The sequence below is a fragment of the Pedomonas sp. V897 genome (assembly GCF_051304405.1).
Classification (GTDB): domain Bacteria; phylum Pseudomonadota; class Alphaproteobacteria; order Sphingomonadales; family Sphingomonadaceae; genus Pedomonas.
The window spans coordinates 699,833-710,992 of record NZ_JBPPGG010000001.1; the positions used below are offsets into that span (position 1 = coordinate 699,833).

At 63.8% G+C, this 11,160-nt stretch carries 18 protein-coding genes; all 18 read right to left on the reverse strand.

The window, feature by feature from the left end; genetic code table 11:
- Window positions 1–19: 19 nt before the first annotated feature.
- Complete coding sequence (gene rplE, locus ACSJJU_RS03435) at window positions 20–601, reverse strand: 50S ribosomal protein L5 (RefSeq protein WP_435913776.1); 582 nt, start codon at window positions 599–601, stop codon at window positions 20–22.
- A complete protein-coding gene (gene rplX, locus ACSJJU_RS03440; protein WP_435913778.1) occupies window positions 594–914 on the reverse strand; it encodes a 50S ribosomal protein L24 in 321 nt (106 codons plus the stop codon). The genes rplE and rplX overlap by 8 nt, the downstream gene beginning before the upstream one ends.
- Window positions 914–1,282, reverse strand: a complete 369-nt coding sequence (gene rplN / locus ACSJJU_RS03445; RefSeq protein WP_435913780.1) for a 50S ribosomal protein L14 — start codon at window positions 1,280–1,282, stop codon at window positions 914–916. Before rplN ends, rplX begins: the two co-directional genes overlap by 1 nt.
- Window positions 1,283–1,309: 27 nt before the next feature.
- On the reverse strand, window positions 1,310–1,546 hold the full coding sequence (gene rpsQ / locus ACSJJU_RS03450) for a 30S ribosomal protein S17 (RefSeq protein WP_435913781.1): 237 nt from the start codon (window positions 1,544–1,546) through the stop codon (window positions 1,310–1,312).
- 11 nt (window positions 1,547–1,557) lie between these two features.
- A complete protein-coding gene (rpmC, locus tag ACSJJU_RS03455; RefSeq protein WP_435913782.1) occupies window positions 1,558–1,755 on the reverse strand; it encodes a 50S ribosomal protein L29 in 198 nt (65 codons plus the stop codon).
- Window positions 1,756–1,772: 17 nt separating this feature from the next.
- Complete coding sequence (gene rplP, locus ACSJJU_RS03460; RefSeq protein WP_259277068.1) at window positions 1,773–2,192, reverse strand: 50S ribosomal protein L16; 420 nt, start codon at window positions 2,190–2,192, stop codon at window positions 1,773–1,775.
- A gap of 66 nt (window positions 2,193–2,258) precedes the next feature.
- Window positions 2,259–2,954, reverse strand: coding sequence for a 30S ribosomal protein S3 (gene rpsC, locus ACSJJU_RS03465; RefSeq protein WP_435913783.1), 696 nt, complete (start codon window positions 2,952–2,954; stop codon window positions 2,259–2,261).
- Entirely contained in the window at window positions 2,954–3,334 is a 381-nt protein-coding gene (gene rplV / locus ACSJJU_RS03470; protein ID WP_435913784.1) for a 50S ribosomal protein L22, read from the reverse strand. Before rplV ends, rpsC begins: the two co-directional genes overlap by 1 nt.
- A 9-nt stretch (window positions 3,335–3,343) precedes the next feature.
- Window positions 3,344–3,622, reverse strand: a complete 279-nt coding sequence (gene rpsS, locus ACSJJU_RS03475; protein WP_435913785.1) for a 30S ribosomal protein S19 — start codon at window positions 3,620–3,622, stop codon at window positions 3,344–3,346.
- A gap of 6 nt (window positions 3,623–3,628) precedes the next feature.
- Window positions 3,629–4,465, reverse strand: coding sequence for a 50S ribosomal protein L2 (gene rplB, locus ACSJJU_RS03480; protein ID WP_435913786.1), 837 nt, complete (start codon window positions 4,463–4,465; stop codon window positions 3,629–3,631).
- Between the two features lies 1 nt (window position 4,466).
- The gene (locus ACSJJU_RS03485; RefSeq protein ID WP_435913787.1) at window positions 4,467–4,766 is read right to left on the reverse strand and encodes a 50S ribosomal protein L23; all 300 of its coding nucleotides are present in this window, start codon (window positions 4,764–4,766) and stop codon (window positions 4,467–4,469) included.
- On the reverse strand, window positions 4,759–5,382 hold the full coding sequence (gene rplD / locus ACSJJU_RS03490) for a 50S ribosomal protein L4 (protein WP_435913788.1): 624 nt from the start codon (window positions 5,380–5,382) through the stop codon (window positions 4,759–4,761). The genes ACSJJU_RS03485 and rplD overlap by 8 nt, the downstream gene beginning before the upstream one ends.
- A 3-nt stretch (window positions 5,383–5,385) precedes the next feature.
- Complete coding sequence (gene rplC, locus ACSJJU_RS03495) at window positions 5,386–6,114, reverse strand: 50S ribosomal protein L3 (RefSeq protein WP_435913790.1); 729 nt, start codon at window positions 6,112–6,114, stop codon at window positions 5,386–5,388.
- Window positions 6,115–6,178: 64 nt separating this feature from the next.
- Window positions 6,179–6,493, reverse strand: a complete 315-nt coding sequence (gene rpsJ, locus ACSJJU_RS03500; protein WP_259277060.1) for a 30S ribosomal protein S10 — start codon at window positions 6,491–6,493, stop codon at window positions 6,179–6,181.
- Between the two features lie 148 nt (window positions 6,494–6,641).
- Complete coding sequence (tuf, locus tag ACSJJU_RS03505; protein WP_435913791.1) at window positions 6,642–7,832, reverse strand: elongation factor Tu; 1,191 nt, start codon at window positions 7,830–7,832, stop codon at window positions 6,642–6,644.
- Window positions 7,833–7,885: 53 nt separating this feature from the next.
- A complete protein-coding gene (gene fusA, locus ACSJJU_RS03510) occupies window positions 7,886–9,958 on the reverse strand; it encodes an elongation factor G (protein ID WP_435913792.1) in 2,073 nt (690 codons plus the stop codon).
- Window positions 9,959–9,982: 24 nt separating this feature from the next.
- Window positions 9,983–10,453: a 30S ribosomal protein S7 gene (gene rpsG / locus ACSJJU_RS03515; RefSeq protein ID WP_435913793.1), complete on the reverse strand. Its 471-nt coding sequence runs from the start codon at window positions 10,451–10,453 to the stop codon at window positions 9,983–9,985.
- 12 nt (window positions 10,454–10,465) lie between these two features.
- Window positions 10,466–10,837 carry a 30S ribosomal protein S12 gene (rpsL, locus tag ACSJJU_RS03520; protein WP_259277056.1) on the reverse strand — a complete coding sequence of 124 codons (372 nt, stop codon included), beginning with the start codon at window positions 10,835–10,837 and terminating at the stop codon, window positions 10,466–10,468.
- Window positions 10,838–11,160 lie beyond the last annotated feature (323 nt).

Consider the following 11,160-nt stretch of genomic DNA (forward strand, 5'->3'; position numbering starts at 1 on the left):
CTTTTATCCTTCCCGGTGGTCAGGCCGCCTGCTTGCCCTGGGCTTCGCCGCTGAACGGCATGTTGAAGCCACGGAGCAAGGCACGCGCCTCCTCGTCGGTCTTGGCGGTGGTGCAGATGATGATGTCCATGCCCCGGACCTTGTCGATCTTGTCGTAGTTGATCTCGGGGAAGACAATCTGCTCTTTGAGGCCGAGGGCATAGTTGCCACGGCCGTCAAAGCTGTTCGGGTTCACGCCCCGGAAGTCACGCACGCGCGGCAGCGCGATGTTGATCAGCCGGTCCAGGAACTCGTACATGCGTTCGCGGCGCAGGGTCACCTTGCAGCCGATCGGCATACCTTCGCGCAGCTTGAAGGTCGCGATCGACTTCTTCGCGCGGGTGATGACCGGCTTCTGGCCGGCGATCAGCGTCAGGTCCGCAACGGCGGCATCCACCTTCTTGCGGTCCTGGGTCGCCTCGCCCACGCCCATGTTGATCACGATCTTCTCGAGCGCCGGCACTTCCATCGGATTCCGGTACCCGAACTGCTTCATGAGAGCTTCGCGGACGGTGGTCTCGTAGACCGTCTTCAGCCGCGGCTTGGGAGCTTGCTCAGCCATCGATCACCTCGCCCGAACGCTTGGCCACGCGGACCTTGCGCCCGTCTTCAAGCACCTTGAATCCAACGCGGGTCGGCTTGCCGGTCTTGGGATCCTCGATCGCCACCTTGGAAACCGGAAGCGGAGCCTCAACCCGCTCAATGCCACCCGCACCCTGGGCCGACGGCCGCTTGTGCTTGGTGACCACGTTCACACCCGAAACCACGACCTTGCCGTCCTTCGGCAGGGCGCGGATCACCTCGCCCCGCTTGCCCTTGTCGCGGCCGGACAGGACGACAACCTTGTCGCCCTTCTTAATCTTCGCAGCGGACATCAGAGCACCTCCGGAGCCAGCGAAATGATCTTCATGTGGTTCTTCGCGCGCAGCTCACGAACCACCGGGCCAAAGATACGGGTGCCGATGGGCTCGTTGTTCTTGTTGATGAGCACTGCGGCGTTGCGGTCGAAACGGATCACCGAGCCGTCGGCGCGGCGGATGTCCTTCGCGGTGCGAACGACGATCGCGCGGTGCACGTCGCCCTTCTTCACGCGGCCGCGCGGCGTGGCTTCCTTCACCGAAACGACGATGATGTCGCCCACGCTGGCGTACTTCCGCTTGGAGCCGCCCAGCACCTTGATGCACATGACGCGCTTGGCACCCGAGTTGTCGGCGACGTCCAGGTTAGTTTGCATCTGAATCATAGCACTACCTCCTGTCTAGGTCGCCACTCAGGAGACTTTTTCGAGAACGCGCCACGACTTCGTCTTCGAAATCGGGCGGCATTCCTCGATACGCACAACGTCGCCCGCCTTGATGGCGTTCTCTTCGTCATGCGCGTGATACTTCTTGGACCGACGAACGATCTTGCCGTACAGCGGATGGCGCACCCGGCGCTCCACCAGCACGACCACCGTCTTGTCCGCCTTGTCGGACACCACCGTGCCCTGAAGGATACGCTTCGGCATGTCCTGACTCCTTAGTTCGACGCGCGCCGGCGCTCGTTCAAGAGCGTCTGGATGCGGGCAATGGTGCGCCGCACCTGGCGAACGCGCGCGGTATTGGTCAGCTGGCTGGTCGCCGCCTGGAAGCGCAGCGAGAACTGCTCCTTCTTCAGGCTGGCCATCTCTTCAGCGAGCTGATCGTCGGTCTTGGTCTTGAGGTCCGCGAACTTCATAGTTTCCTCCACGAGCCTCAGGCGTTTTCGCCAAGGCGAGCGACGAACTTGACCTTGATCGGCAGCTTCGCGGCCGCGCGCTCGAAAGCGCCGCGGGCGACGTCTGCCGGAACACCGTCCAGTTCGAACAGGATGCGGCCCGGCTTCACGCGGGCTGCCCAGTATTCGGGCGAACCCTTACCGGAGCCCATGCGGACTTCGGCAGGCTTGGTGGAAACCGGAACGTCAGGAAACACGCGGATCCAGAGCCGGCCGGCGCGCTTGATGTGACGGCTGATGGCGCGGCGCGCCGCCTCGATCTGGCGGGCGGTGATGCGCTCGGGCTCCAGGGCCTTCATGCCGAACGCGCCAAAGTTCAGCTCGGCGCCGCCCTTGGCCAGGCCGTGAATGCGGCCCTTGTGAGCCTTGCGGAATTTCGTCTTCTTCGGTTGCAGCATTTTCTATCGCCTTCTGACAGAGCCCCGGGGGACCGGGATATGCCCTCGATCAGGCGACGCGGTGAGTTACCGCGCCGGCCGGACCCCCGCGGTCTGAGCCTCAAGCATCAGCTTATCCTGCGCCATCGGGTCGTGACCCAGGATCTCACCCTTGAAGATCCAAACCTTCACGCCGCAAACGCCGTAAGCGGTATGGGCCTGTGCTTCGGCATAGTCAACATTCGCGCGCAGCGTATGAAGCGGAACGCGACCTTCGCGGTACCATTCCATACGAGCGATTTCCGCACCACCGAGACGGCCGGAGCAGTTGATACGAATGCCTTCCGCGCCGAGACGCAGAGCGGACTGGACCGCGCGCTTCATGGCGCGACGGAATGCCACACGGCGCTCCAGCTGGTCGGCGACCGACTGGGCCACCAGACGCGCGTCGATCTCCGGCTTGCGAATCTCGACGATGTTCAGCGACACCTCGGAGGAGGTGAACTGGCTGATGCGCTTGCGCAGCTTCTCGATGTCGGCGCCCTTCTTGCCGATGATGACGCCCGGACGGGCGGCATAGATCGACACGCGGCACAGCTTGGCCGGACGCTCGATGACCACCTTCGAAATGGCAGCCTGCGGCAGTTCCTTCATCACGAACTGGCGGATCTTCAGATCCTCGTGCAGCAGACGGCCATACTCGGCGCGGTCAGCGAACCAGCGCGAATCCCAGGTGCGGTTGATCTGCAGGCGCAGACCGATCGGGGAGGTTTTCTGACCCATTAGGCTTGCTCCTCGACTTCGCGCACCACGATACGGATGCGGCTGAACGGCTTGACGATCGGGGCGCCACGACCACGGGCGCGGGCCATGAAGCGCTTCATCTGCAGCGACTTGCCGACCGAAGCTTCCTTAACGACCAGGGCGTCCACGTCCAGGTTGTGGTTGTTCTCGGCGTTGGCGATGGCGGACTGCAACACCTTCTTCACGTCCTTGGCCATGGCCTTGGGCGAGAAGGTGAGGATGTTGAGCGCCTCGGCAACCGGACGGCCCCGAATGAGGCCGGCCACGAGATTGAGCTTGCGCGGGCTCCCGCGGACCATCGTATTGACGGCCAGCGCTTCCTTGTCACCCACGCGGCGGGGAGCGGATGGCTTACCCATGCCTCAGCCTCACTTCTTCGATTTCTTGTCGCCGGCGTGGCCGGGGAAGGTGCGGGTCGGGGCGAACTCGCCCAGCTTGTGACCAACCATTTCCTCGGACACGTAGACGGGGATGAATTTCTTGCCGTTGTAGACGTTGAACGTCAGGCCAACGAACTGCGGCAAGATGGTCGAACGACGCGACCACGTCTTGATCGGCGTCTTTGCAGCACCCGCTTCCTGAGCAGCCTCTGCCTTCTTCAGAAGGTGGAGGTCTACGAACGGGCCTTTCCAAACCGAACGCGCCATCTCGCCTTATCCCTTCTTCTTCGCGTGCCGCGACCGGACAATCCACTTGTCGGTCGCCTTGTTCGACCGGGTCCGCTTGCCCTTCGTCGGCTTGCCCCACGGGGTCACCGGATGACGGCCACCGGAGGTGCGGCCTTCACCACCGCCGTGCGGGTGGTCGACCGGGTTCTTCGCGACACCGCGGGTCAGCGGACGGCGGCCCAGCCAGCGGTTGCGGCCAGCCTTGGCCAGGTTCTGGTTGGCGTTGTCCGGGTTGGACACCGCGCCGACCGTGCCCATGCACTCGGAGCGGATGTACCGCTGCTCGCCCGAGTTCAGGCGGACGATCACCAGGCCGCGGTCACGGCCCACAACCTGCACGTAGGTGCCGGCAGCGCGGGCGATCTGGCCACCCTTCATCGGCTTCAGCTCGACGTTGTGGCAGATGGTGCCGACCGGCATCTGGCCCAGCTCCATGGCGTTGCCCGGCTTCACGTCGACCTTGCGGCCGGCGATCACCGTGTCGCCCACGGCCAGGCGCTGCGGCGCCAGGATGTAGGCCAGCTCGCCGTCCTCATACTTGATGAGGGCGATGAACGCCGTGCGGTTGGGATCGTATTCCAGGCGCTCGACGGTCGCAGGGATGTCCCACTTGCGGCGCTTGAAATCGATGATGCGGTAGGTCCGCTTGTGACCGCCGCCGATACCGCGGGCCGTCGCATGGCCCTGGTTGTTGCGGCCGCCCGACTTGGTGAGACCCTGGGTCAGGGCCTTCACCGGCTTGCCCTTCCACAGGCCGGAGCGGTCGACAAGCACAAGGCCGCGGCGGGCCGGGCTGGTCGGATTGTATTGCTTCAGTGCCATGTTACTTCAACTCCGGCGCCGTGAGGTCGATCGCGCCCTCGGAGAGGGTGACGATCGCCTTCTTCTGGTCCGAACGCATGTAGGGCAGGCCGCGCCAGCGCTTGGTCTTGCCCTTCTGCACGATGGTGTTCACGGACTTGACCTTCACGCCCGCGAACAGAGCCTCCACCGCCGCCTTCACATCGGCCTTGGTCGCGCCGAGCGCCACCTTGAAGGTGTACTGCCCGTGCTCCGACCCCAGGGTCGACTTCTCGGTGATCACCGGCGACAGGATCACGTCATAGTGCTTCAGCTCAGCCATTGAACCGGGCCTCCAGCTTCTCGACCGCGGCCTTGGTCAGAACCAGCGTGTCGTGCTTCAGAATGTCATAGACGTTCGCGCCGATGGCCGGGAGCACATCAATCTTCGGCAGGTTGGAGGCCGCCAGCTTGAAGCTGGTGGCGACAGCCTCACCGTCGATGAACAGGCCGTTGGAGATGCCCAGCTTGGACAGCTTCTCGGCCAGCACCTTGGTCTTGCCCTCGGCCAGATCCAGGCTGTCCACGACGATCAGCTTGCCTTCGGCCTGCTTGGCGGACAGAGCCACCTTCAGACCGAGCGCGCGGATCTTCTTGTTCAGCGAGATCTCGAAGTCGCGGGCGCGCGGACCGTGCGCCTTACCACCCTTGCGGAACTGCGGCGCGGCACGGTTGCCGTGACGGGCGCTGCCGGTCCCCTTCTGGCGGTACATCTTCTTCGAGGTCAGCTTGACGTCGCCCCGCTCCTTCGCGGCGCGGGCCGTGGCGCGGCGGTTGGCCAGCTGCCAGGTCACAACGCGATGAAGGATGTCGGCGCGGATTTCGCGAGCGAAGATTTCCTCAACCAGATCGATCTGGCCGACGGTCGCCGCATCGAGGTTCTTAACATCGACCTTCATGGCTTACTCTCCCGCCTGCTCGGTGGCCGGCGCTTCAGCCGGAGCCTGCTCAGCGGCAGCAGCAAGGACCGCAGCCGGGTACGGCGCAGCCTGCGGGCGCGCGACCTTGGCGGCATCCTTCACCAGCAGCCAGCTGCCCTTCGCGCCGGGGACAGAGCCCTTCACGAAGAGCAGACCGCGCTCGGCGTCGGTCTGAACAATTTCAAGATTCTGCTGGGTGATCCGGCTGGCGCCCATGTGGCCGGCCATCTTCTTGTTCTTGAAGACCTTGCCCGGATCCTGGCGCTGACCAGTCGAACCGTGGGAACGGTGGGATACGGAAACGCCGTGGGTCGCACGCAGACCGCCGAAGTTCCAGCGCTTCATCGCACCGGCAAAACCCTTACCGATGGTGTCGCCCGACACGTCGACCAGCTGGCCCGGCACAAAATGATCGGCCGAAATCGTCGCGCCGACTTCGACGAGGGCATCCTCGGCGACGCGGAATTCGGCCAGCTTGCGCTTCGGCTCAACCTGCTGCTTGGCGAAATGCCCGCGCTCGGGCTTGGTCAGGTTCTTCACCTTGACCGTGCCGGCGCCGAGCTGAACCGCCGTGTAGCCGTCCTTCTCGACCGTGCGGTGGGCAACCACCTGGCAGCCCTCCAGCGCGAGAACGGTAACCGGCACGTGCCGTCCGTCCTCCTGGAACAGGCGGGTCATGCCCACCTTCTTTGCAATAACACCGGTGCGCATCGCACCTTCTCTCCTTCTTCAGAGGCTTGCCGGACCATCCGGCAAGCGTGACGCTGCAGAATTGTTAGGCCTGCAGCTTAATCTCAACGTCCACGCCCGCAGCCAGATCAAGCTTCATCAGCGCGTCAACCGTCTGCGGCGTCGGATCGACAATGTCCAGCAGGCGCTTGTAGGTGCGAACCTCAAACTGCTCGCGGCTCTTCTTGTCGATGTGCGGCGACCGGTTGACCGTAAACTTTTCGATCCGGGTCGGCAGCGGAATCGGCCCGCGAACGAGTGCGCCGGTCCGCTTGGCGGTCATCGCGATTTCACCCGTCGCCTGGTCAAGCACCCGGTGGTCAAAGGCTTTCAGCCGGATCCGGATGTTCTGCGTTTCCATGGGTCAGACCCTTCGTCAACGTAACTGCACAGTTCCGCTTCGAGTCGTCCGGAAGCGGCCGGCGTTCATATCCCACAAATAGAAAAAGCGAAAGCCGCTCGGGCCAAAAAAGACAAACTTTTTTGAGCCCGAGCGGCGGTAAGCGTTTTTACTCGATGATCTGGCTCACCACGCCGGCGCCGACAGTGCGGCCGCCCTCACGGATGGCGAAGCGCAGACCCTGGTCCATGGCGATCGGAGCGATCAGCTGGACGGTCAGGGTGACGTTGTCGCCCGGCATCACCATCTCGGTGCCCTCCGGCAGGGTGACCTGGCCGGTGACGTCGGTGGTGCGGAAGTAGAACTGCGGACGGTAGTTGCCGAAGAACGGCGTGTGACGGCCGCCTTCTTCCTTCGACAGCACGTAGGTCTCGGCAGTGAACTTGGTGTGCGGGGTGATGGTGCCCGGCTTGGCCAGAACCTGACCACGCTCCACCTCGTCACGGCCAACGCCGCGCAGCAGGGCGCCGATGTTGTCGCCAGCCTCGCCCTGGTCGAGCAGCTTGCGGAACATTTCAACGCCGGTAACGACGGTCTTCTTGGTCTCGCGCAGGCCGACGATCTCGACTTCCTCGCCAACCTTGATCACGCCGGTCTCGACGCGGCCGGTCACCACGGTGCCGCGGCCGGAGATCGAGAACACGTCTTCGATCGGCATCAGGAAGGCCTTGTCGACCGGACGCTGCGGCTGCGGGATGTAGCGGTCCACCTCGGCCATCAGCTTCAGAACGGCTTCACGGCCGATCTCCGGGTTGCGGTCCTCGAGGGCGCACAGGGCCGAACCGGCAACGATGGGGATCTCGTCGCCCGGGAACTCGTACTTGGACAGCAGCTCGCGGATTTCGAGCTCGACCAGCTCCAGGAGCTCCGGATCGTCAACCTGGTCAACCTTGTTCAGGAACACCACCAGAGCCGGCACGCCGACCTGACGGGCGAGCAGGATGTGCTCGCGGGTCTGCGGCATCGGGCCGTCAGCAGCGGACACCACCAGGATGGCGCCGTCCATCTGCGCCGCACCGGTGATCATGTTCTTCACGTAGTCGGCGTGACCCGGGCAGTCCACGTGCGCATAGTGGCGGGTGTCGGTCTCGTACTCCACGTGCGAGGTGGAGATGGTGATGCCGCGGGCGCGCTCTTCCGGCGCCTTGTCGATGTTCGCGTAGTCAACGAACTGGGCGCCGCCCTTTTCGGCCAAGACCTTGGTGATCGCCGCGGTCAGCGACGTCTTGCCGTGGTCGACGTGACCGATCGTGCCGATATTGCAGTGCGGTTTGGTCCGCTCGAATTTAGCCTTGGCCATTGTGCTTTACCTCTTCTCGACAGGTCCTGTTTCGGCAGTGGGTTTGCTCAGGCTTAAGCAAACTTCGCCTTAACTTCTTCCGCCACGTTGGCGGGCACTTCATCATAGTGACTGAAAACCATGGAGTATTGCGCGCGACCCTGCGTGAAGCCACGCAGCTGGTTCACATAGCCGAACATGTTGGCCAAGGGAACCATCGCCGTCACGACCTGCGCGTTGCCGCGCGAGTCCGTACCCTGGATCTGTCCGCGCCGCGAGTTCAGGTCGCCGATCACGTCGCCCATGAAATCTTCCGGCGTGACAACCTCGACCTTCATGATCGGCTCGAGGATCTTGATGCCCGCCTTCTGGGCGACTTCACGCATCGCGCCACGGCCGGCAATTTCGAACGCCAGCGCGCTGGAGTCCACATCGTGGTACGCGCCGTCCACCAGACGGATCTCGAAGTCGATGAGCGGGAAGCCGATGAGCGTGCCGGAGGCCGCCACTTCGCGCATACCCTTCTCGATCGCCGGGATGTATTCCTTCGGAATGACACCGCCCTTGATCTCGTCGATGAAGGTGATGCCCGAACCCAGCTCGCCCGGGGACACGACCACCTTCACGCGGCCGAACTGACCCGAACCGCCCGACTGCTTCTTGTGGGTGTAGTCGACCTCGACCGCCTTCTTCAGCGTCTCGCGGTAGGCCACCTGCGGCGCGCCGACGTTGGCCTCGACCTTGAACTCGCGCTTCATGCGGTCGACGATGATCTCCAGGTGGAGTTCGCCCATGCCCTTGATGATGGTCTGGCCGGACTCGTGGTCGATCGACACGCGGAACGACGGGTCTTCCTGCGCCAGGCGGTGCAGGGCGGTGCCCATCTTCTCCTGGTCGGCCTTGGTCTTCGGCTCGACGGCGACCTCGATCACCGGGTCGGGGAAGTCCATCGACTCAAGGATGATCGGCTTGTTGTTGGCACACAGGGTGTCGCCGGTGATCGTTTCCTTGAGGCCGCAGACGGCGATGATGTCGCCGGCGCGGGCTTCCTTGATGTCCTCGCGGTGGTTCGCATGCATCAGCAGCATGCGGCCGATCTTTTCCTTCTTGCCCTTCGTGGCGTTGGTCACGGTGGTGCCGGACTCCAGCACGCCCGAGTAGATGCGCACGAAGGTGAGCGAGCCCACGAACGGGTCGTTCATGATCTTGAAGGCCAGACCCGAGAACGGCGCGTCGTCGGAGGTCTCGCGGGAGTCCTCGGTGCCGTCCGGCAGCACGCCCTGCACCGGCGGAATGTCCAGCGGCGAGGGCAGGTAGTCCACCACCGCGTCCAGCAGCGGCTGCACGCCCTTGTTCTTGAACGACGAACCGCACAGAACCGGCACGAAGTCGAACGCGATGGTGCCCTTGCGGATCAGGCGCTTCAGGGTATCGACGTCCGGCTCCTGGCCTTCCAGGTAGGCTTCCATCACGGCCTCGTCCTGCTCCACCGCGAGCTCGATCAGCTCGTTGCGGGCCAGAGCGGCGGCCTCGGCCATGTCAGCCGGGATTTCCTTGTATTCGAACTTCGCACCCAGCGAATCGTCCTGCCACACGATGGCGCGGTTGTGCACCAGGTCCACCAGACCGATGAAGTCGGATTCGGCACCGATGGGCAGGTACAGCACGGCGGTGCGCACGCCCAGGCGATCCTGGATCATCTTCACGCAGCGCTCGAAGTTGGCGCCGGTGCGGTCCAGCTTGTTCACGTAGCACATGCGCGGCACGCGGTACTTGTCCGCCTGACGCCACACGGTCTCCGACTGCGGCTCAACGCCGGCCACGCCGTCGAACGCGGTGATGGCGCCGTCGAGCACGCGCAGCGAGCGCTCCACCTCGACGGTGAAGTCCACGTGACCCGGAGTGTCGATGATGTTGATGCGGTGGTCGCGCCAGAAGCAGGTGGTCGCCGCAGAAGTGATCGTGATGCCACGCTCCTGCTCCTGCTCCATCCAGTCCATCGTCGCGGCGCCGTCATGCACCTCGCCGATCTTGTGGCTCTTACCGGTGTAGTACAGGATGCGCTCGGTCGTGGTCGTCTTGCCGGCATCGATGTGGGCCATGATGCCGATGTTGCGATAGCGCTCGAGCGGATGGGTGCGGGACATAATACGATCCTTGGGGCGAACAGTTTACCAGCGGTAGTGCGAGAACGCCCGGTTGGCCTCGGCCATACGGTGCGTGTCTTCCCGCTTCTTCACGGCAGTGCCACGGTTGTTCGAAGCGTCGATGAGCTCGGCGGACAGGCGCGCGGCCATGGTGTTCTCCGAGCGGTTGCGGGCCGCCTGCACCAGCCAGCGGATGGCGAGGGCCTGGGCGCGCTCCGGACGGACTTCCACCGGAACCTGGTAGGTGGCGCCGCCAACGCGACGCGAACGAACCTCGATGCCCGGACGCACGTTGTCGAGGGCAGCGTGGAACACTTCCATCGGCTCGCGCTTCAGGCGCTGCTCGATGGCATCAAGGGCACCGTACAGGATGCGCTCGGCAACCGACTTCTTGCCCTGCTCCATCACGCTGTTCATGAACTTGGTCAGCACGACATCCCCATACTTCGGATCGGGGAGAACTTCGCGCTTTTCGGGACGACGACGACGAGCCATCGGTCAAACTCCTTATTTCGGCCGCTTGGCGCCGTACTTCGAACGGCTCTGGCGACGGTCCTTGACGCCCTGGGTATCGAGCACACCACGGAGGATGTGGTAACGCACGCCCGGCAAGTCCTTCACACGACCGCCGCGGATCAGCACAACCGAGTGCTCCTGCAGGTTGTGGCCCTCGCCAGGGATGTAGCCGATCACTTCGTAACCGTTGGTCAGACGCACCTTGGCGACCTTGCGAAGCGCCGAGTTCGGCTTCTTCGGGGTCGTCGTGTAGACACGCGTGCAGACGCCGCGCTTCTGGGGGCAGGCCTCCATGGCCGGCACCTTGTTGCGAGCCTTCTGCGGTTCGCGGCCCTTGCGGACCAGCTGGTTAATCGTCGGCATCCTTTACCGCCTCACAATCTCTATCTGCCCGTTAACGAAGCAGGCTTGCGCATAAAAAAACGGAGCCTGGACGGGCCGCCTTTTCCTGCCCTTCCAGAGGCCAGCGCGCAATACAACTCCGTCTGTCAGCTCTCAAGCTCGTTCCAGGCAGCGTTTCGGACGTACGCCGACCACCAACCCGCGAGCGACGGCGGCTTATATTGCCGTGGCCGCGCCCCGTCAACGGGATTCTTCCAAAGCTGGCTTTGCGGCGGGGCGGACCGGGCTGCCCGGCTTGTCCCGTTGCCAGGCAACAGAACGCAAGAAAATTAGCAAATATGAAG